Origin of the sequence: Streptomyces sp. NBC_00234 (assembly GCF_036195325.1) — a bacterium.
Taxonomy (GTDB): domain Bacteria; phylum Actinomycetota; class Actinomycetes; order Streptomycetales; family Streptomycetaceae; genus Streptomyces.
In genome coordinates this window covers 3870220-3890033 of sequence record NZ_CP108101.1, presented here as the reverse complement: position 1 = coordinate 3890033, position 19814 = coordinate 3870220, and the positions used below count along the sequence as shown (strand labels likewise).

The window sequence follows — 19814 nt, the reverse complement described above, 5'->3', positions numbered from 1 at the left end:
CGGGAGGTCACCATCAGATTGCGGTCGCTCTGATGGGCTGGCTGCAGACGCAGCAGGCCCGGCTCTCGGGGCGTCCTGGTGCGGTGTGGCCAGCCGTTACCACCTGGTCAGGTCGACTACGTGGACACAGTGGGGGTCGGATGTGTCTGTCACCCAGCGTTCCTCTTCGCCGATGAGCGAGGGCAGGGCGGCCAGCAGCGCGGTCAACGCCCCGGTGAGCCGTACGTCGGCCGCGATCAGGCCCTCGGCCTTCTCGACTGCGAGGTAGAGACGCATGCTGTTCTGTCCGGTGAAGAGGAACCCGCAGAGCGCTGGGCTGGGCGGGGTCTCCACGAACGGCCAGGCCAGCGTGCGCAGCACACGGAGCGCTTGATCCGTGCTGGTCGAGTCGGCGGGTTCGAGGACGGTGGTGTCCACTGGGACCAGTGGCATGCCCATGACGGTCGCGTCGGTGTGGGGGAGAGGGCCGGACGCGAGCGTGCGTGTCCAGCCAAGCACCAGCGGGGCGGTTACCGGCTCATCGTCCTCGTCCGACAACGGGACTTCATAGGCGACCAGTTCGTGTGGCGCCACCGTGTCAGCGGTTCCGGTCACGACCCGGACCGTATCCCGCGCCGGCAGCACACCGCGCAGGAAGGTCCCCCCGGCAAGGGGCACCGCTGTGTAGTCGAGGAGGAAGCGCGTGATGTACGCCTGCTGCTCGACCGTTTCCCCGCCGGGGTCGTTCACTCGTTGATCCAGTCCGGGCACCTGTTCATGCCCTTGCAGTAGGCCGTGATGACACCGATCTTCTTGCCCCTGCCCGCGTCGTACTCACCATCGGCCGTACGGCGGGCGTACTGCACGATGACCACGATCTTGACCAACTTGGTCTGGTTGCGGGCGACCCCGTAGTACTCGAGTCTTCCTCCGTTCTTCTTGTCGACCCTCCCGGCCAGGGCCGCGTCGACCACCCGGCACTTCTTGATGTTGTGCTTGCCGGAGAAGTGATTCCAGCCGAGATCGGCGTTGCCGTAACGCGTGGGGATCACCCGTCCCTCGGGGTCGGTCTCCTCACACTTCACGCTCTTGTTCCAGTGCGGCGCCGCTGACGCCTCGCCCACGGGGGCGGCTGCGAGGCAGGCGCTCGCGACAACTGTGATCAGCATCTTGATCATCTTCATGACCGGACCGTGCCACCTCACCGCACGGCATAGTCCTTCCCCGCGGCCAGAATCGTTTCTCTTCCCCTGGACGGATGAGGTCCGATGGACAGCCGAGTGAACATATCCGGGCCTGTCTCACTGCCGTCAGCCGCCTCGCACTGCTGACGGACACGGTCACCAAGGACGCCAGTGGCTGGTACCTCCCGGACACCGAGAGCCGGAAGCGGGACCGAGCGATTCCCCCGGCGGCTTGTGGAGGGCTCTGAGCGGCTGGTCGAGGGGCAAGGCGGTGCGCAGGTGGTGCGCGACGCTTAGACCGGTCCAGACAGCAAAGAAGCCCCCGGCCGCTGGCCTGGGGCTTTGATTTGAGCTGTGGAGCGGGTGACGAGAATCGAACTCGCGCTCTGAGCTTGGGAAGCTCATGTTCTACCATTAAACTACACCCGCGAAGCGCGCCGATGATCGGCAGTGCATCGTCGCTCACTGTACCCCATGGCAGACCCCCGGCGTAGGCGCCGCGGGGTCCACGTGTCGTTCGCGGGGGAGTGCGTGGTGGGGTGGACGCGGGTCCGGTGGGCGGGAGTTGAAGGCGTAGCGTGGGTGGCCGGAGTGCCGCCTGGAGTGGCGTCCTGTTCATCCCCTAATGTGGCTTTCTCGTCCAAGGCTTGGTTGGGGAAGGGGCTTGATGGAGTCGATGGAGCGCACCGTCGTCCGTTGTGCCGAAGGGCACGTTTTTGCTACCTCGTCGTTCCCGATGCAGCAGCTCGGGTCCGGCCGGATCGGTCCCGGGCGGCTCATTCGCTGTCCGCGCTGTGCCCGGTTGAGGCAGGCGGTTCCCGTGGTGTTCGAGCAGCGGTAGGGCGGTCGCCCGGGGGTTTCGGGCCCGGTCGAGGGGCCGGAGGAAAGTGGCAGGCAGGCGCGCGAGGGCGGTCCGGTTGGGGCGGGCTCGCGCGTTCTGCGTATCCTCGGGACGTGCTTCTCTCAGATAAGGACATCCGGGCCGAGATCGACGCCGGACGGGTGCGCATTGATCCGTTCGACTCGTCGATGGTGCAGCCCTCGAGCATCGATGTGCGGCTCGACCGCTACTTCCGGGTGTTCGAGAACCACCGCTATCCGCATATCGATCCGGCCGTTGAGCAGTCGGACCTGACCCGCATGGTCGAACCGGAGGGCGACGAGGCGTTCATCCTCCACCCCGGTGAGTTCGTGCTCGCCTCGACGTACGAGGTCATCTCGCTCCCCGACGATCTTGCGTCGCGGCTGGAGGGGAAGAGCTCACTCGGGCGTCTCGGGCTGGTGACGCATTCGACGGCCGGGTTCATCGACCCCGGGTTCTCGGGGCACGTGACCCTGGAGCTGTCGAACGTCGCGACGCTGCCGATCAAGCTCTGGCCGGGGATGAAGATCGGGCAGCTGTGCATGTTCAAGCTCAGCTCGCCGTCCGAATTCCCTTACGGCTCCGAGCGGTACGGCTCGCGGTACCAGGGGCAGCGCGGGCCGACGGCCTCGCGTTCGTTCATGAACTTCCATCGGACGCAGGTGTGATGCCGGATGAGCGGTGACGTGCGCGAGAATCTGACGTACGAGGGTTTCGGGCTGGCCGTGCGCGAGCTCGCGCAGGCCGTCGCCGACGACGGGTACGAGCCGGACGTGGTGCTCAGCATCGCGCGGGGCGGGGTCTTCGTCGCGGGCGGACTGGCGTACGCGCTGGACTGCAAGAACATCCACCTCGTGAACGTGGAGTTCTACACCGGGGTGGGCACCACGCTGGAGATGCCGGTCATGCTGGCGCCGGTTCCGAACGCGATCGACTTCTCGCGGAAGAAGGTCCTGATCGCCGACGACGTGGCCGACACCGGCAAGACGCTCAAGCTGGTGCGGGACTTCTGCATCGATCATGTGGCCGAGGTGCGCAGCGCGGTCATCTACGAGAAGTCGCACTCGCTCGTGAAGTGCGAGTACGTGTGGAAGAAGACCGACCAGTGGATCAACTTCCCGTGGAGCGTCGAGAAGCCCGTCGTGCGGCGTGAGGGCCAGGTCCTCGACTCGTAGAGCGGGACCGACGGATACGTGTGAGGGGCCCCCGGCTCGTGCCGGGGGCCCCTCACGTATCGGTGTGTACGGGTGGCTCAGATCGTGCCGAGCTTGATGATCGACAGCAGGGCGATCAGCTGGATCGCGGATGCGCCCAGTGCCTTGGGCCAGGGCAGGTCGTGCGACTTGCTCACCATGGAGGTGAACAGCGCGCCGGCGGCCAGCCAGGTGATCCAGCCGAGTACCTGGACGAGGGAGTTCTCGCCGCCCAGGAAGACGGCGAAGAGCAGGCGGGGCGCGTCGGTGATCGACATGATCAGCATGGAGAGGCCCACGGTCGGCTGCCAGGAGCCGGTGCCGCCGAGCTGGCGGGCCAGCGTGTGGGTGACGGCGCCGAGGACCAGTCCGCCGATGACGAAACCGATGCCGGTCACGGCGACGTACGGGACGGCGGCGGAGATCGTCGCGTTGATCGCCTCGTCGCGGGCCTGGTCGAAGCCGAAGAGTGCCAGCAGCCCGTAGAGGAACGTGACGACGATCGCCGGGCCCCAGACCGGGTAGTCGCGCATCTGCCAGAAGGTCGGGCCCGGGCGCAGCACGATGCCCGTGAGCAGGTCCTTCCAGGGCAGGCGCGGGCCTGCGGGCTGGGCGGGTGCCTGACCGGCGCGGTAGGTGTTGCCGTCGCCGTACGGGTCCTCGTTGATGCTGAACGCCTGGGTGTGACCCGGGCTGTTGGCGTACGGGTCCTGCTGCGGGGCCTGGTGGTACGGGTCGCCGAAGTACTCGGGCTCCCCGTGTCCGCCCCCGTGCTGCCCGCCCTGGTGCCCGCCGGCCCGGGGTCCGCCGTGGTGCCCGCCGCCGTTGTACGGCGCTCCGGTGCCTCCTGCAGGCGGCCACGACTGGCGGCCGTACGGCGGCGGTGGTGCCTGCGTGCCGTACGGCTGCTGTTGCTGCTGCGGGTGTTGTTGCCCTGTGCGGTTGTCCCGGCCGCGTCCGATCCTGAATCCAGCCACGAATCGAACGTACCTGGTCCGCGTGTGTGTGGTGGGAGAGCCGGGGGAACCCGCCCGCCTTTGCGGCCGAGCTGTGACATCCCCTAGGGGCTGAACTCGGCTGCTCTCAGGGCAGGAACAGGGCCGTGCTGAACGTGACGCGGGGCCGGTCCGGGGTCGTGGACGGGTACAGGGCGATCACGTCCGTCCGCTCGCCGCGGTACGTGCGGACGACGGTGTCGGGCTTCTTGTCGCCGTCGAAGTCCGCGTACCGGAGCAGGGTCGTCTCCGTGGGACCCGAGCCGGTGCGGACCGGAGCCGTCGGGATGCCGTGGGCCGGGGCCTTGATGCGGTAGGTGCCGCCCGGGCGGGCCGGGCCGTCGGCCGAGCCGAGCAGCAGCGTGGCCTTGGCGGGGGCGTCCGGCACCAGGGGCTTGTCGGAGTGGGCGAGGTCGTCGTAGCCGTCGCCGTTCGTGTCGGCACGGGGCTCGGGGGAGGCGAGGTACGGGCCGCCGCCGGGGAGGGAGGCGGCGGCGCGTGGGGCCGCGGCGCGGGTGAAGGGGCCGCGGAGGTAGCTGATCCGGCCCGCGCCCGCCGTGACGGCGAGGTCGGTGCGGTCGTCGCCGTCGAAGTCGCCGCAGACCGGGTGGTCGGGCCACTCGTTGCCGAACCGGGCCGCGGCCGGGATGCGGAGGGTGACGGCCTTGCCGGTGAGCCCCTCGGGGGAGCCGAAGAGCACCTGCAGCGGCACGGGCGGGCGGCCGATGCCGTTGTACGGGGGGTCCGTGGCCACCACCAGGTCGGTGAAGCCGTCGGCGTCGAGGTCGCAGGCCGCCTCGGCGTCGAACGCGACCGGGAGGGTGTCGCCGACCTTGGCCGCGTGGGTCCGCGCGCTCAGCAGCTGGCGTGCGGCCGGGTCGAGGCCGCCGTCGGCGGAGCCGTAGACGACGCCGATGCCCGCGTCGTCGCCGTGGCTGTCCTCCGGGGCCTTCACCAGGTCGTCGATGACGAGGTCGCGGTGGCCGTCGCCGTTGAAGTCGTCGGCGGTGCGGCTGCCCTTGCCGCGCGGGACCGGGATACGGGGGACGTCCCCGCGGCCGGCGAGGGCCTCGGGCGGTGCGTCGCCGTTCTTGCCCGCATCGGCGGCGGGTGCGGACGAGGGGGCGTGGGCCGAGGAGGGGCCTCCGCAGGCCGTCAGCAGGAGCAGGCAGGCGCCGCTCGCCACGAGCGCCGTCGTGGCCCTGACGGCCACGGTCCTGGCAGCGGCGGGCCGCGCGGCAGCGGGCCGGCCGGCGGTGGCCCTTGCCGTCGTCCTGGCGGCCGTGGCGCTCGCCGCGGCCGTGGTGATGCGTGTCCGCACGGGGTCCCTCATCCGTCGTGGTGCGCCGCGATGCGTGGAGATCCGGCCCGGTCCGGCAGATGCGGTGGGGCGGGGCGATCCGGCGCGTTCGAAGGTGTTCGGCCCACATGATGCTTCAGATGTTCCGTCGCGTACATGTCCCCGATCACACGCGAGCACCGGATCGCGGCGGACGCGTGCCCCCGGGGCGTACGCGGAAGTCCCTCCTCGTACGGGGAAGCGGCCGGTCACCGGCGGATGCCCCGGCACACACGGAAGCGGCCGGTCCTGCCCCCGAGGCAGGTCCGGCCGCTTCCGTCAGTTCGACAGCGGGACTACTTCACCGGTTCGGGCTCCGGCGCGTCCGCTGCTTCCGTCTCGCCTGCCGGGTCCGCCGGGGTCTTCACGGACTCCAGCAGCAGCTGCGAGACGTCGACCACCTGGATCGACTCCTTGGCCTGGCCGTCGTTCTTCTTGCCGTTGACCGAGTCGGTCAGCATGACGAGGCAGAACGGGCAGGCGGTGGAGACGATGTCCGGGTTGAGGGAGAGGGCTTCGTCGACACGCTCGTTGTTGATGCGCTTGCCGATCCGCTCCTCCATCCACATCCGGGCACCACCGGCGCCGCAGCAGAAGCCGCGTTCCTTGTGGCGGTGCATCTCCTCGTTCCGGAGACCCGGAACGCTCGCGATGATCTCGCGCGGAGGCGTGTAGACCTTGTTGTGACGGCCCAGGTAGCACGGGTCGTGGTACGTGATCAGGCCCTCGACCGGGGTCACCGGGATCAGCTTGCCCTCGTCCACCAGGTGCTGGAGCAGCTGCGTGTGGTGGATGACCTCGTACTCGCCGCCGAGCTGCGGGTACTCGTTGGCGATGGTGTTGAAGCAGTGCGGGCAGGTCGCGACGATCTTCTTCGACGACTTGGGCTTCTTCGTCGCCTCGTCCTCGTCGTCCTCGCCGAACGCCATGTTCAGCATCGCGACGTTCTCCTGGCCGAGCTGCTGGAACAGCGGCTCGTTGCCCAGGCGGCGGGGGGAGTCACCGGTGCACTTCTCGTCGCCGCCCATGATCGCGAACTTGACGCCCGCGATGTGCAGCAGTTCGGCGAACGCCTTCGTGGTCTTCTTGGCGCGGTCTTCGAGAGCGCCCGCGCAGCCGACCCAGTACAGGTACTCGACCTCGGAGAGGTCCTCGATGTCCTTGCCGACGATCGGGACCTCGAAGTCGACCTCCTTGGTCCACTCGACGCGCTGCTTCTTGGCAAGCCCCCAGGGGTTGCCCTTCTTCTCCAGGTTCTTGAGCATCGTGCCCGCCTCGGACGGGAACGCGGACTCGATCATCACCTGGTAGCGGCGCATGTCGACGATGTGGTCGATGTGCTCGATGTCGACCGGGCACTGCTCCACGCACGCACCGCAACTGGTGCAGGACCACAGGACGTCCGGGTCGATGACGCCGTTCTCCTCGGCGGTGCCGATGAGGGGGCGCTCGGCCTCGGCGAGTGCCGAGGCGGGGACGTCCTTGAGCTGCTCGGCCGTGGCCTTCTCGTTGCCCTCCATGTCCTTGCCGCCGCCTGCGAGCAGGTACGGGGCCTTGGCGTGCGCGTGGTCGCGCAGCGACATGATGAGGAGCTTGGGGGACAGCGGCTTTCCGGTGTTCCAGGCGGGGCACTGCGACTGGCAGCGACCGCACTCGGTGCACGTGGAGAAGTCGAGGATGCCCTTCCAGGAGAACTGCTCGACCTGGGAGACGCCGAAGACGTCGTCCTCGCCCGGGTCCTCGAAGTCGATCTCCTTGCCGCCCGAGGTCATGGGCTGCAGTGCGCCCAGGGCGACCGCGCCGTCGGCGTTCCGCTTGAACCAGATGTTCGGGAAGCCGAGGAAGCGGTGCCAGGCGACACCCATGTTGGTGTTGAGCGAGACCGTGATCATCCAGGTGAAGGACGTGACGATCTTGAGCGCCGCGACGAAGTAGGTGATCTGCTGCAGCGTGCCGAGGCTCAGACCGTCGAACGCGGCGACCAGCGGGTACGAGGCGAAGAAGCCGGGCTCCCAGCTGGTCACGTGGTGCTGGGCACCCTCCAGGCCGCGCAGCGTCATGATGCAGACGCCGACGATGAGGATGACGGCCTCGACGAAGTACGCCTGGCCGGTCTTGGAGCCCGCGAAGCGGGACTTGCGGCCCGCCTTGTCCGGCCTGCTCAGCTGCCGGATCACGATCAGCGTCACGATGCCGAGGACCGTCATCAGGCCGAGGAACTCGGTGAAGATCTCGTACGGCAGCCAGTCACCGATGAACGGGATCAGCCAGTCGGCCTGGAAGAGCTGGCCGAAGGCGTTGACGATCGTGAGCAGCAGCGAGAAGAAGCCCACCGCCACGAACCAGTGCGCGAAGCCGACGATGCCCCAGCGGTTCATACGGGTGTGGCCGAGGAACTCCTTGGCCAGCGTGATGGTGCGCTGTGTGGGGTCACCCGTGCGGGTGCCCGCGGGAACGGGCTGACCAAGGCGCACGAAGCGGTAGATCTGCGCGATGGCGCGGCCGAAAAGCGCGACGGCCACCACCGTGATGACCAGCGACACGATGATCGCGGCGAGTTGCATTTGGGGGCTCCTCGGGCCTGCGAGGGGTTGGGGTACACCAATGATTACGGATTACTAAGCAGTAACTTAATGAGTCTGTGACGACACTATCCACTTATTCCGCCACGCTGTAGCCGGGCAGGCGGTGATCTGCGTCGCTCAGGTACCCCTTGCCGCCGCGAGGCCGCCGCCGCAGGGCCGCGCGCAGTGGGAGGAGTACGGCTTCCGCCAGGATCGCCAGGTCGAGTCCCACCCGGTGGTGCTCGGCGTAGTGCTGGTCGAGCAGGGCCGGTTCGTCCCAGGGCATCCCGGAGCGGGCCCGCACCTGCGCGAGGCCCGTCAGGCCCGGCCGCAGCTCCTGTCGCCAGTGCCTGGCGCCCGGCCCCCGGGTCCGCGGGTCGCCGGGGGCGAGGGGCGCCGGGCCGACGAGGGACAGCTCTCCCCGTACGACATGGGGGAGCCGGGACAGCAGGTCGAGCCGGCAGCGGCGGGTGCGCAGGGAGCGCAGCTCGAAGGGTCTGCCGTCGAGCCCCGTCCGGGGTTCGCGGAGCAGTACGCCGCCGGGCGGGCGCCGTGCGGCGAGCGCGAGGGCGCCCACGGCGAGCGCCGGTGCGACGAGGACCAGAAGTGCCGTGCCGAGCGTCAGGTCGAGGAGCCGCTTGGCCGTCAGTCGGGCCGTCGCGTAGTCGAGGGTGCGGGCCGCGGCGCGGGTGAGGGCGGCCACGGTGGTTCTCGCCGCCTCCGCCGTCGGGGAGCCCGTGTGCGCCCTCGTTCGTACCGCAGTCCGATTCGCGTTCTGCATCGCACCTGCCCGGAGATCGGTGACGTGCCGGTTTTGACCGGCTCACGGCATTTTGTGACAGAACGATCCCATGGTGCGATGGTGGGTCGGGGTGTGTGGCGCACATGAGGGGGCGGGTGTCGCCCCGTGGGGCGCGAGGTGCGCGGTGACGCGCGGGGGCTTCCAGGGTAAAGCCGCTGGTGAGAGCCCATGCGAGCACGTTAGTTGAGTCGCCCTGACTCAGGTCTGTTGACTCTGGGGCGGGTGTCATGCATCCTTGAGTCAGATCCACTCAAGTAGTCAGTTGGAGGAATTGAAATGGCACGTGCGGTCGGCATCGACCTGGGCACGACTAACTCCGTCGTGAGCGTTCTGGAAGGCGGCGAGCCCACCGTCATCACCAACGCCGAAGGCGCCAGGACCACGCCGTCCGTCGTCGCCTTCGCGAAGAACGGTGAGGTGCTCGTCGGCGAGGTCGCCAAGCGCCAGGCGGTCACGAACGTCGACAGGACCATCCGCTCCGTCAAGCGCCACATGGGCACTGACTGGAAGATCGACCTGGACGGCAAGAGCTTCAACCCGCAGCAGATGAGCGCCTTCATCCTGCAGAAGCTGAAGCGTGACGCCGAGTCCTACCTGGGCGAGAAGGTGACCGACGCGGTCATCACCGTCCCGGCGTACTTCAACGACTCCGAGCGTCAGGCGACCAAGGAGGCCGGCGAGATCGCGGGCCTGAACGTCCTGCGTATCGTCAACGAGCCGACCGCCGCCGCGCTGGCGTACGGGCTCGACAAGGACGACCAGACGATCCTCGTCTTCGACCTCGGTGGCGGCACCTTCGACGTGTCCCTCCTGGAGATCGGCGACGGCGTCGTCGAGGTGAAGGCCACCAACGGTGACAACCACCTCGGTGGTGACGACTGGGACCAGCGCGTCATGGACTACCTGGTCAAGCAGTTCGCCAACGGTCACGGCGTGGACCTGTCCAAGGACAAGATGGCTCTCCAGCGTCTCCGCGAGGCCGCGGAGAAGGCGAAGATCGAGCTGTCCTCCTCGACGGAGACCACGATCAACCTTCCGTACATCACGGCGTCGGCCGAGGGCCCGCTGCACCTGGACGAGAAGCTCACGCGCGCCCAGTTCCAGCAGCTCACCGCTGACCTCCTGGACCGCTGCAAGAACCCGTTCCACAACGTCATCAAGGACGCGGGCATCCAGCTCTCCGAGATCGACCACGTCGTTCTCGTCGGTGGCTCGACCCGTATGCCGGCCGTCGCCGAGCTCGTCAAGGAGCTCACCGGTGGTCAGGAAGCCAACAAGGGCGTGAACCCGGACGAGGTCGTCGCCATCGGCGCCTCGCTCCAGGCCGGTGTCCTCAAGGGCGAGGTCAAGGACGTTCTGCTCCTCGACGTCACGCCGCTGTCGCTTGGTATCGAAACCAAGGGCGGCATCATGACGAAGCTCATCGAGCGCAACACGACCATCCCGACCAAGCGCTCCGAGATCTTCACGACGGCCGAGGACAACCAGCCGTCCGTGCAGATCCAGGTCTACCAGGGCGAGCGCGAGATCGCGGCGTACAACAAGAAGCTCGGAATGTTCGAGCTCACCGGTCTGCCGCCGGCCCCGCGTGGCGTGCCGCAGATCGAGGTCGCGTTCGACATCGACGCCAACGGCATCATGCACGTCGCTGCCAAGGACCTCGGCACCGGCAAGGAGCAGAAGATGACCGTCACCGGTGGCTCCTCGCTGCCGAAGGACGAGGTCAACCGGATGCGCGAAGAGGCCGAGCAGTACGCGGACGAGGACCACCGCCGTCGCGAGGCCGCCGAGTCCCGTAACCAGGGCGAGCAGCTCGTCTACCAGACGGAGAAGTTCCTCAAGGACAACGAGGACAAGGTTCCGGGCGACGTCAAGACGGAGGTCGAGGAGTCCCTCACCGAGCTGAAGGAAAAGCTCAAGGGCGAGGACACCGCCGAGATCCGTACCGCCACCGAGAAGGTCGCGGCCGTCTCCCAGAAGCTCGGCCAGGCGATGTACGCCAACGCCCAGGCCGAGGGTGCGACGCCGGGTGCGGACGCTCCGGGCGCCGGTCAGGCCCAGGCCGACGGTGACGACGTGGTCGACGCCGAGATCGTCGACGACGAGAAGGACACCAAGGGCGGTGCGGTGTGACCGAGGAGACTCCGGGCTTCGAGGAGAAGCCTGACGTCCCCTCCGGCGCCACCCCTGACGGAGCTGAGCCGAAGGACGCCACCCCCTCTCCGGAGGAGGAGGCGTCCCCGGCCGGGGACTCAGTACAGACAGTTGGCCTGACGGCACAGCTGGACCAGGTCCGCACCGCGCTCAGCGAGCGCACGGGCGACCTCCAGCGGCTCCAGGCCGAGTACCAGAACTACCGCCGCCGCGTCGAGCGGGACCGGGTCACGGTCAAGGAGATCGCAGTCGCGGGTCTCCTGTCCGAGCTCCTGCCCGTGCTCGACGACGTCGGCCGCGCGCGGGAACACGGCGAGCTGACCGGCGGCTTCAAGTCGGTGGCCGAGTCCCTGGAGACGGTCGCCGCGAAGATGGGCCTCCAGCAGTTCGGCAAGGAGGGCGAGCCCTTCGACCCGACGATCCACGAGGCCCTGATGCACTCGTACGCGCCGGACGTCACCGAGACGACCTGCGTGGCGATCCTGCAGCCGGGGTATCGCATCGGCGAGCGCACCATCCGCCCCGCGCGGGTGGCCGTGGCCGAGCCGCAGCCCGGCGCGACGCCGGCAACGGCGAAGGAAGAGAAGACAGACGACGAGGAGAGCGGTGGCACGGAGGAGGTCTGACATCAGGTCTGACCAACTCGGTGCACACCGACCGGCGAGGAGCCCGGCCCCCGGGCCGGCTCCTCGGCCGATCGTCCGGAAGGAGGGACGTCGATGAGCACGAAGGACTTCGTCGAGAAGGACTACTACAAGGTTCTCGGCGTCCCCAAGGACGCCACCGACGCCGAGGTCAAGAAGGCGTACCGGAAGCTCGCCCGCGAGTTCCACCCGGACGCCAACAAGAGTGACGCCAAGGCGGAGGAGCGCTTCAAGGAGATCTCCGAGGCGAACGACATCCTCGGCGACAGCAAGAAGCGCAAGGAGTACGACGAAGCCCGCGCGCTCTTCGGCAACGGAGGCTTCCGGGCCGGTCCCGGCGGCGCCGGGGGCAACTTCAACTTCGACCTGGGCGACCTCTTCGGAGGTGCCCCGGGCGGTGGCGGCGGCCAGGCCGGCGGCGCCGGAGGGTTCGGCGGCGGCGGCGGGCTGGGAGACGTCTTCGGCGGTCTCTTCAACCGCGGCGGTGCGGGCACCCGTGTGCAGCCCCGGCGCGGCCAGGACATCGAGTCCGAGGTGACGCTCAGCTTCACCGAGGCGGTCGACGGGGCCACCGTCCCGCTGCGGATGTCCAGCCAGGCACCCTGCAAGGCGTGTTCGGGCACCGGCGACAAGAACGGCACCCCGAGGGTCTGCCCGACCTGTGTCGGCACCGGACAGGTGTCGCGCGGCAGCGGCGGCGGCTTCTCGCTCACCGATCCCTGCGTGGACTGCAAGGGCCGGGGCCTCATCGCCCAGGACCCCTGCGAGGTCTGCAAGGGCAGCGGACGGGCGAAGTCGGCCCGCACCATGCAGGTCAGGATCCCGGCGGGTGTCCTGGACGGCCAGCGCATCCGGCTGCGCGGCAAGGGCAGCCCGGGCGAACGCGGCGGACCGGCCGGCGACCTGTACGTCGTCGTGCACGTCGACGCCCACCCCGTCTTCGGCCGCAAGGGCGACAACCTCACGGTCACCGTGCCGGTCTCCTTCACGGAGGCGGCGCTCGGCGGCGAGGTGAAGGTCCCGACGCTCGGCGGCCCCCCGGTCACCCTGAAGCTTCCGGCCGGCACCCCCAACGGGCGTACGATGCGCGCCCGCGGCAAGGGTGCGGTCCGCAAGGACGGCACCCGCGGCGACCTCCTGGTCACCGTGGAGGTCGCAGTGCCCAAGGACCTCGCACCCGAGGCCCGGGACGCACTGGAGGCATACCGGAAGGCGACCGCGGAGGAGGACCCGCGGGCGGAGCTGTTCCAGGCTGCGAAGGGAGCTTGAGATGGACGGCCGTCGACGTAATCCGTACCAGCTGACCGACGAATCACCGGTGTACGTGATCTCGATCGCGGCCCAGCTCTCGGGCCTGCACCCGCAGACGCTGCGCCAGTACGACCGCCTCGGCCTGGTCTCCCCGGACCGCACCGCCGGGCGCGGCAGGCGCTACTCGGCCCGCGACATCGAACTGCTGCGCACCGTCCAGCAGTTGTCGCAGGACGAGGGCATCAACCTGGCCGGCATCAAACGCATCATCGAGCTGGAGAACCAGGTCGCCGCGCTCCAGCAGCGCGTCGCCGAGCTCTCGGCGGCGGTCGACGGGGCGGCGGTGGCCATGCAGCAGCGCGAGGCCCAGGTGCACGCCTCGTACCGCCGTGACCTGGTCCCGTACCAGGACGTCCAGCAGGCGAGCGCGCTGGTGGTGTGGCGTCCGAAGCCCAAGAGGGCTACGGACTAGCCGCATCCGCTGTCACGCACGAGAGGCCCGTGGCCACCGACGGATGTCGGGGACCACGGGCCTTTTTCGCGTGCAGGGTCACTTTCCGGAGCCCTGCCAGAGGGTGAGCGCCAGCGCCGTGCACGAGGTCACCGCGGCCAGGGACGACAGCGGCCATCGGGTGCGCTCCAGTGCTTCGAGGCGCTCCTCGTGATCGTCCAGCGCCTTGTCGGTCTGGTCGACACGCTGCAGCAGCAGCGCCAAGTCGCCCCGGGTGGTGGCGAATCCTACGTCGACGGAGCGGTGCAGGCGCTCCAGTTCCCGAGCGATGCCATCGGCCTCGGACTGCGTCATCGCGGACCTCCTCAGATACGGGGGACGCGCAGTCGGTCCCAGCTGGCACGCCCCGGGACGCCGTCCGCCGCGCCTCCGCTGTAGCCGAGCTCGCGCTGCCAGGCGGCGTACGAGCGCCGGTCGGCCTCTCCCCAGACCGGGCCTGGCCCGACGTCGTACCGGCCGCAGCCCTCGGCGACGAGCCGGATACCGGCCCTCGTGATCAGCGGGCTGGTCCGCCCGGGTACGAAGAACGCGGCGCCAGGAAACGGTTCGTACGGCTCCACGGTGGGTGCCGAGCCGAGGCGGGTCGCGATCCGGCCGCGCATCGAGGCCATGGAGAACGACGGGTCGATCTTCCGTCGGGTCCACTCCTTGTGCGCGATCACGCTCCGCGCCGTCCAGCCGTGTGTGCGGCACAGTGCGGCGGACAGCCGGTCGGAGGCGTCGAGTTGAGCCTCGGGATAGGGATCGCGGCCGTTGCCGAGGTTCTCGATCTCGAAGCCGTAGAAGCGCGCGTTGCCGTCCACGGCGTCCGGTCCCGGGGCGGGCAGGGCCGCTTCGGTGCGTACGGCGCCGAGGACGGCGGACGAGCCGAGGCCCGCGTGGTTGGTTCGCCCGTAGCCGACCAGGTGGACGGTGCCGTCCTTGGCGACCAGCCCGATGCAGAGCGGACCGGGCAGATCCGGTGTGCCCGACCGGCACAGGGCGAGGCTGTTGGTGCCCGCGGTGTGGTGCAGCATGACGCCGTGCACCGGGCCCCAGGCGCCCTTGTGGTTGCGGTTGTGGGTCTGCCAGTCGCCGTGTTCGGCGACGCGGACGCCCTCGCGGCGCAGGGCGCGCGCGAGGGCGTCGGGGGAGAGGGGTACGGCCACGGGCGGGCTCCTCACATCACATTGCGCCGGGGTCAGGTCAGGGGTGTCACGGTCACGAAGCGGTAGGCGAACGTGGCGGTGTTCGTGGTGGCGGCCGACTTGTACGCGGCGGTCGCGGTGCAGACGGCGCCTGCCGCGAGGCCGTTGACCTGGAACTGGGTCGAGCCGGAACTCTGGCTCGTACCGCTGCCGATGGCGGCGCGGGTATCGGCAGCGGCGAGAGTGAGCGTCGTACCGGTACGGACGTTCGCCGACATCAGGCAGGACACCCCCGCCGCCGTGCCGCTGATGCGCGCGCCCACCGACACGAGGACCGAGCCCGAGGGCGGTGCGGTGAAGGTGACGGCCGTGGGGTCTCCGGTCGAGCCGGTGAGCGTCTCCGCGTAGGTGGTGGAGGCGGTGGTGCCGATCGTGGAGTTGGCCTTGTGCACGGGGCCGGGCACGACCGGGTGCCACTGGGTTCCGGTGTAGTGGAAGTACCGGCCGGGGGTGGTGAGCCACGCCAGCATGCCGGCGACCGGTGCGTTCACCTTGGCATCCCGGGTGGCGGCGTCGGCGAACCGCAGCACGGTGCGGCCGTCCACGGATTCGGCGAGGGACTGGAGGTGCAGCGGGACGTTGGCGGCGTCGGTGGGCTGGGGGTACGGCAGGCCGCCGAGCGGGGTGAGCAGGGACATGACGAAGGGCCTCCTGGTGGTCCGGAGAGGGGGCGTGCGGGGATGTGGTGCGGTCTAGCCGTCGAGGGGCGGAGGGAGGTAGTCCGCTCCGGTGCCTTCGTCACCCGCGCGGGTGACAGGACTGTCGATGAGGACCGGAGCGGCCGGCGACTCCGGAAGCTCCTCGTGTTCCGGAAGAGCCTCGTACGCCTCGCGAACCTCGTACCCCTCGTATGCGGGAATCTCTTCCATCGCCATCGACGGCTCCGTGGGCGGTCTGCTCACAGCGAGCCTCCTGTGGCCATCAGCAGTGCCCGGTAGTCCGCCTCGCCCGCCTGGAGATCGGCGAGCGTCGCGTACTGTGCCGTGGCCTGCGCGTACGTACGCCGCGTGCCGTACGCCGGATCGAGTGCGCCGTCGGGGACCAGACCGGTGTCCCGCGGGACACCGTTGTACGAGGTGCCGCGCAGGGTCAGTGTCTGCTGTGGTGCTCCGCCCGCCGCGCAGGTGGTCCGCATGCCCACCACCCAGGCCAGCGTGTCCAGCGTGGCACCCGTCGTGTCCACCACCCTGACGACGTCCCCGAGTTGGAGCCGCGGGTCGTGCAGGACCTCCACCTCGCCAAGGACCGGGACGGGGTAGCGGCCGGCGTTCAGCATGGTCTGCGACAGTCCGACGGCGGCGGTGCCGTTCTGGACCCAGTCGGAGGCCGGGGCCGTGTACTGCTGCCGGCCGTAATGCCCCTGGCTCGTGGTACTCCACCAGGCCACCTGGCGCTGCTTCGCATCGGCGCTCGCCTTCTGGAAGCTGATGCGCACCGAGGGCTTGCCGTCCTTGGTGACGGTCCACACGGGCGCGGTGCCCGTGTTGGTGAAGCGCGCGATGTACGTGGGGCCTTCGCGCCGGCAGCTGACGGTGACCACGCCCTTGACCGCGGTGCCGCCGGTCGCGAGGGTGCCGAAGCGCACCCGGTGAATGTCGGTCACCACCGTGTCGTCGATGACGACGAGCGGGCCGATGTCGAACTCGTCCTCGGCCACCGCGTAGGAGACCTCCACGGAAGCGCCCGGATCTATCTTCCGCACCACGGTGTCGTCCACCGTGCTCCCGGCGACGCTGGTGATCCCGGCCCAGTCCTGGAACGGCTGCTCGCAGTGGTTGCGGCAGGCATCGATCTCCTCGCCGACGGTGAGCGAGGAGATGTCCCGGCGAGTGGTGACGACGAGATCGGGCTCGTCGGGCACCACGGCGAACCGGGACGGGCCGCGCCAGTGGAAGACCCCCTGCTCGTCGAAGTCCCCGGTCGACATGCTCGACCGGGCGATCTCGGTGATCACGTCCCACTGCGAACCCGAAACCCGGGGGACGTTGTAGACCGGCAGCGCGGGCGCGTCGAGCACCGCTCCCTTGACCCACGTCCCCGTCTGCTCCCACTCGGCTCGCGGGTAGGAGGGCACGTCGGTCCAGACGCGGTCGGTCACCTGGAGACACTCCACCGCCATGTCGGTGGTCAGTTCGACGCGGTACAGCTCGGCCCGCGGCTGGGCCGCGGCGGCTTCGGTGAAGGTGGCCGCGGAACCGACGAAGGACGAGCCGTCGGGGCCGGTCAGCCGCGGTTGCACCGTGGGCAGCACACTGGTTCCCGTCGACGTGGTGTCGAAGAGGAAACCGAGGTGCCAGGCGCCCCGCAGGGCGGCCAGCTTGGAGCTCGTCCAGGTGATGGTCCAGCCCGAGCCGTTCTGCGTACCGGAGCTGATCCTGATGGTTCCGGCCGCGATGTCGACGACGCCGTTCAGATAGCCGAAGGCTCCGCCGCTGCGGTCGAGCAAGGCCCTGATCTCGATCTTGCTGTCCCGGGCCAGGGCGGTGTTGACCCAGCATTCGATCAGAAACACCTTGCCCGGCACGACGAACCGCGAGCGGGGCGTCCAGGAGGCCGTGAGTGCGGCTGCCTTCGGCATCAGCGCCATTTCGAAGGGCGCGCCCTCACGGATCCAGTCGTAGCCATCGATGTGCGGGACGTTCTCGGGGTGGCCGTACGTCGCGGTGACCCCACCGTGGAGGGATGCGTACAGCACGGTGAATGGGGCGGAGTCGTCGCTTCCGGCCACCGGCGCGCGGGGCGGCGGGCAGGTGTGGATGCCACCCTGGCGGAGCAGTTCGTCCACGCACCAGACCTCGGACGCGACGCGCTTGCCGGTCAGTACGCCGTGGTACGGGCGGGGCAGCGAGGCCGGCCCGCGCAGGCGCTCGGCGCCGTCCAGGGCCTGAACGGTGACGGTGTCGCTCCCGGACACGGCGGAACGGGAGCGGACGGTGCCCCGGAATGCGGGCAGGTTCCGGCCGCTGACGCCGGAGGCGTGGACGACGGATTGACTGGGGCGCACGGCGTCGCCCGTGGCACGGTCCGCCCAAGCGGAGTACAGGCGCGGGGCGGCCGTCCCGTCCCGGCCGGCGAGCTGCGCCTCGAACTGGGCCGAGGCACTGCCGTTGAAGGCCCGCATGGCTTCGGGCAGGTCGGTGCTGTAGGCCCGTTCGACCTTCCAGGACTGGATCTGCTCCCCGAGATCCATGCCGCCGAAGCGGGTGGAGTGGGTGGGGGTGCGATCGGGCGCGGCGAGTGCGGCGTCGAGCTCGATGTCAGAGGGCTGCACCTGCCACCTCCACCAGGTCGATGCCGATGTTCCGGTAGGGGAGACGGGGCGAGGGGGTGTCCGTGCAGCCGGTCACGACCATGGCCGGGCAGCCCTCTCCGAGCGACAGTGCCGTTGGCGCCTCGCCGATGGTCAGACAGGCTCCTGCCAGCCCCGTCATGCCCGTGGCACCCGGGCCTCCGACAGGGGTGACGAAGGCGGCGCCCGCGGGGGCGGTGCCGCTGACCGTCGACGAGCCGACGGCGGTGCGGCTCCCGAGATATGCGCCGTCCATGTCCTTCCAGTCCAGTTGGGCGGTGGACAGTCCGGCGGTCCAGTCGGGGGGCAGCAGCCACGAGACCTCCATGCCGGGCATGACGGGCCAGCCGGGCCAGGCGTTGTGCCGCCAGCCGATCCGGGTGGCCGCGTCCTCACAGCTTCCCAGCACGACGTCGTCGACGAAGGGGCTGATGGTGATGGAGCCCTCCACGGTGAACCAGTGGTCGGCCCCGTCGCGCCGCGCGCTCTGTCCGGCGGCCTGGTACGGGTCGAGCAGGTTGACGGACGCAGGGTCGAGCACGGCGACGGTCCGGCCCGCGTACACATTGCGGCCCAGCATCCCCGGGCCGTTGACGCGCCGTGCGAGCCGCACCAGATGATCCGCGTCGGCCGGCTCCAGCCACTCCCAGGAGAACTTGAGCCGTCGGACGGTGAGGGCGGGCGCGACAGTGGTGATCTGGCCTTCGAGCGACTTGAACTCGGCTACGTTGAGTTCGGCGCTGCGGTCCCAGCTCCGGGCCGCCTGCGGGATCTCCTTGAGCAGTCCGGGCTTGCCTATCCACAGATTCCTGGCCATGTGTGCCTCACCTCCGGGCGAGCTTGCGCTGTCCTACGAGGACGGCGCGGGCAATGGTCTGAGAGTCCACATCCACGTGAACGGGCCGCTCGGCGAGCCGTTCCACGGCTTCGGCGAGCCGGTGCAGTGCGGCGCCGCCACCGGCGTTCCGGCCGAGCATCTGCTCCAGCCGGGACAGCGGTATGACTGCCTCCGCCTCGCCGCCCTCGCCGATGACCGCGAGCCGGCCCCCGGCGCGGGCCTGGATGATTCCGCCGTCGGCGAGTTGCGGCACGGGGATGCGGGGGAGGTTGAACGCGAAGCCCTTGCCGCCGATGACGGGCACCCAGTCGGGGACCTTGAACTTGACCTGGTTCAGGCCGCCGATGAGGGCGTTGAGTCCGCGGACGAGCATCCGGGTGGGGAGCAGGAAGGCGTTGACGACGCCCTTGAAGAGCGGTCCGAGGAACTTGGCGGCGGACGAGGAGGCGCTGCGGATGCCGTTCCACGCGGCGATGAGGCCCTTACGGACGGTCGACGCGACCTTGTCCATGTTGACGAAGCGGGCGATGAGCGGGGCGAGCAGCGTCATGATGAGCCCGAACGGGCTTGCCGCCATGGCGAGGTTGAGCCCTCTCTGCGCGAGGGACGCGCCCTTGAGCCCCTTGCCGAGGCTCCCCATGGACTTCCCGCCCTTGTCGGCGTTCTTGCCGGCCTTCCCGACGGACTTCTCGACGGCGTCGGCCTGCTTCTTGACGTCCTGGAGCGACTTCTTGGTCTTGTCGGCGGAGGACTTGAGCTTGTCGAGGGAGGACTTGAATTTGTCGGTGCCGGTGCGCGCCTTGCCGATGTCGCCGCTAGCCGCATGGACGCCTGACTGTAACTTCTTGAACGCGCTTCCGCTGTTTGTGGCGGATATGCGAAGTTTTCCGACCGACGTGCTGGTCTGCCCCGCCGCAACCTTCATTTTGGAGAGTGGCTGCGTGGCACCGGTGGCGCCCCGCTGAAGAGCGGAGAACCCGGAAGACGACTGGCCCAGTGTGCGTCTGAGGCCGTTCAGTCCC

Annotated in this window: 19 protein-coding genes and 1 tRNA gene; 6 read left to right on the top strand and 14 right to left on the bottom strand. The window is 69.4% G+C overall.

Translation table 11 applies throughout. The annotated features are described in order from the left end of the window. Positions 1-96 precede the first annotated feature (96 nt). From OG230_RS16900 to OG230_RS16890, 3 genes are all read right to left on the bottom strand, one after another. Complete coding sequence (locus OG230_RS16900) at positions 97-729, bottom strand: hypothetical protein (protein WP_328911055.1); 633 nt, start codon at positions 727-729, stop codon at positions 97-99. Then, complete coding sequence (locus OG230_RS16895; RefSeq protein ID WP_328911054.1) at positions 726-1163, bottom strand: hypothetical protein; 438 nt, start codon at positions 1161-1163, stop codon at positions 726-728. The genes OG230_RS16900 and OG230_RS16895 overlap by 4 nt, the downstream gene beginning before the upstream one ends. Before the next feature lie 355 nt (positions 1164-1518). Then, positions 1519-1592: transfer RNA gene (locus OG230_RS16890), tRNA-Gly, on the bottom strand. 525 nt (positions 1593-2117) lie between these two features. On the opposite strand from OG230_RS16890, the gene dcd reads away from it, so the two are divergent. Continuing rightward, entirely contained in the window at positions 2118-2693 is a 576-nt protein-coding gene (dcd, locus tag OG230_RS16885; protein ID WP_328911053.1) for a dCTP deaminase, read from the top strand. Positions 2694-2699: 6 nt separating this feature from the next. Beyond that, entirely contained in the window at positions 2700-3200 is a 501-nt protein-coding gene (locus OG230_RS16880; RefSeq protein WP_328911052.1) for a phosphoribosyltransferase, read from the top strand. Positions 3201-3277: 77 nt separating this feature from the next. Here the strand turns inward: OG230_RS16880 and OG230_RS16875 are convergent, their stop codons facing one another. The 4 genes from OG230_RS16875 to OG230_RS16860 form a co-directional block, all read right to left on the bottom strand. Continuing rightward, positions 3278-4195, bottom strand: a complete 918-nt coding sequence (locus OG230_RS16875) for a Yip1 family protein (protein ID WP_328911051.1) — start codon at positions 4193-4195, stop codon at positions 3278-3280. Between the two features lie 106 nt (positions 4196-4301). Continuing rightward, complete coding sequence (locus OG230_RS16870; protein WP_328911050.1) at positions 4302-5534, bottom strand: FG-GAP repeat domain-containing protein; 1233 nt, start codon at positions 5532-5534, stop codon at positions 4302-4304. A 314-nt stretch (positions 5535-5848) separates the two neighbouring features. Next, positions 5849-8116: a (Fe-S)-binding protein gene (locus OG230_RS16865; RefSeq protein ID WP_328911049.1), complete on the bottom strand. Its 2268-nt coding sequence runs from the start codon at positions 8114-8116 to the stop codon at positions 5849-5851. 94 nt (positions 8117-8210) lie between these two features. Further along, positions 8211-8897, bottom strand: a complete 687-nt coding sequence (locus tag OG230_RS16860; RefSeq protein WP_443051565.1) for a sugar transferase — start codon at positions 8895-8897, stop codon at positions 8211-8213. Positions 8898-9194: 297 nt separating this feature from the next. On the opposite strand from OG230_RS16860, the gene dnaK reads away from it, so the two are divergent. The 4 genes from dnaK to OG230_RS16840 all read left to right on the top strand — a co-directional run bounded on the left by dnaK (position 9195) and on the right by OG230_RS16840 (position 13439). Continuing rightward, complete coding sequence (gene dnaK, locus OG230_RS16855; RefSeq protein WP_328911047.1) at positions 9195-11051, top strand: molecular chaperone DnaK; 1857 nt, start codon at positions 9195-9197, stop codon at positions 11049-11051. After that, entirely contained in the window at positions 11048-11698 is a 651-nt protein-coding gene (grpE, locus tag OG230_RS16850) for a nucleotide exchange factor GrpE (protein ID WP_328911046.1), read from the top strand. Before dnaK ends, grpE begins: the two co-directional genes overlap by 4 nt. Positions 11699-11791: 93 nt before the next feature. Then, positions 11792-12985 carry a molecular chaperone DnaJ gene (gene dnaJ / locus OG230_RS16845; protein ID WP_328911045.1) on the top strand — a complete coding sequence of 398 codons (1194 nt, stop codon included), beginning with the start codon at positions 11792-11794 and terminating at the stop codon, positions 12983-12985. Between the two features lies 1 nt (position 12986). Continuing rightward, positions 12987-13439 (top strand): heat shock protein transcriptional repressor HspR, encoded by a 453-nt coding sequence (locus tag OG230_RS16840; RefSeq protein WP_328911044.1) that lies wholly within the window; start codon positions 12987-12989, stop codon positions 13437-13439. A gap of 78 nt (positions 13440-13517) precedes the next feature. Here the strand turns inward: OG230_RS16840 and OG230_RS16835 are convergent, their stop codons facing one another. Genes OG230_RS16835 through OG230_RS16805 form a run of 7 tightly spaced genes read right to left on the bottom strand, consistent with a single transcriptional unit; the run spans position 13518 to position 19717 of the window. Next, positions 13518-13772 carry a hypothetical protein gene (locus OG230_RS16835; protein ID WP_328911043.1) on the bottom strand — a complete coding sequence of 85 codons (255 nt, stop codon included), beginning with the start codon at positions 13770-13772 and terminating at the stop codon, positions 13518-13520. A gap of 11 nt (positions 13773-13783) precedes the next feature. Then, positions 13784-14626: a peptidoglycan-binding protein gene (locus OG230_RS16830; RefSeq protein ID WP_328911042.1), complete on the bottom strand. Its 843-nt coding sequence runs from the start codon at positions 14624-14626 to the stop codon at positions 13784-13786. A gap of 32 nt (positions 14627-14658) precedes the next feature. Further along, entirely contained in the window at positions 14659-15303 is a 645-nt protein-coding gene (locus OG230_RS16825) for a hypothetical protein (RefSeq protein WP_328911041.1), read from the bottom strand. Between the two features lie 54 nt (positions 15304-15357). Beyond that, positions 15358-15567, bottom strand: a complete 210-nt coding sequence (locus OG230_RS16820) for a hypothetical protein (RefSeq protein WP_328911040.1) — start codon at positions 15565-15567, stop codon at positions 15358-15360. Then, positions 15564-17936, bottom strand: a complete 2373-nt coding sequence (locus OG230_RS16815; protein WP_328911039.1) for a hypothetical protein — start codon at positions 17934-17936, stop codon at positions 15564-15566. Before OG230_RS16815 ends, OG230_RS16820 begins: the two co-directional genes overlap by 4 nt. Next, the gene (locus tag OG230_RS16810; RefSeq protein WP_328911038.1) at positions 17923-18771 is read right to left on the bottom strand and encodes a hypothetical protein; all 849 of its coding nucleotides are present in this window, start codon (positions 18769-18771) and stop codon (positions 17923-17925) included. Before OG230_RS16810 ends, OG230_RS16815 begins: the two co-directional genes overlap by 14 nt. 7 nt (positions 18772-18778) lie before the next feature. Beyond that, a complete protein-coding gene (locus tag OG230_RS16805) occupies positions 18779-19717 on the bottom strand; it encodes a hypothetical protein (protein ID WP_328911037.1) in 939 nt (312 codons plus the stop codon). Between the last annotated feature and the right edge of the window lie 97 nt (positions 19718-19814).

Bases quoted from the DNA above. Each gene is read 5' to 3' on its own strand.
- OG230_RS16880 (WP_328911052.1), top strand. From the start codon at position 2,700: ATGAGCGGTGACGTGCGCGAGAATCTGACGTACGAGGGTTTCGGGCTG.
- OG230_RS16805 (WP_328911037.1), bottom strand. From the start codon at position 19,717: ATGAAGGTTGCGGCGGGGCAGACCAGCACGTCGGTCGGAAAACTTCGC.
- OG230_RS16825 (WP_328911041.1), bottom strand. From the start codon at position 15,303: ATGTCCCTGCTCACCCCGCTCGGCGGCCTGCCGTACCCCCAGCCCACC.
- OG230_RS16860 (WP_443051565.1), bottom strand. From the start codon at position 8,897: ATGCAGAACGCGAATCGGACTGCGGTACGAACGAGGGCGCACACGGGC.
- OG230_RS16840 (WP_328911044.1), top strand. From the start codon at position 12,987: ATGGACGGCCGTCGACGTAATCCGTACCAGCTGACCGACGAATCACCG.
- OG230_RS16835 (WP_328911043.1), bottom strand. From the start codon at position 13,772: ATGACGCAGTCCGAGGCCGATGGCATCGCTCGGGAACTGGAGCGCCTG.
- dnaK (WP_328911047.1), top strand. From the start codon at position 9,195: ATGGCACGTGCGGTCGGCATCGACCTGGGCACGACTAACTCCGTCGTG.
- OG230_RS16895 (WP_328911054.1), bottom strand. From the start codon at position 1,163: ATGAAGATGATCAAGATGCTGATCACAGTTGTCGCGAGCGCCTGCCTC.
- OG230_RS16810 (WP_328911038.1), bottom strand. From the start codon at position 18,771: ATGGCCAGGAATCTGTGGATAGGCAAGCCCGGACTGCTCAAGGAGATC.
- OG230_RS16865 (WP_328911049.1), bottom strand. From the start codon at position 8,116: ATGCAACTCGCCGCGATCATCGTGTCGCTGGTCATCACGGTGGTGGCC.
- dnaJ (WP_328911045.1), top strand. From the start codon at position 11,792: ATGAGCACGAAGGACTTCGTCGAGAAGGACTACTACAAGGTTCTCGGC.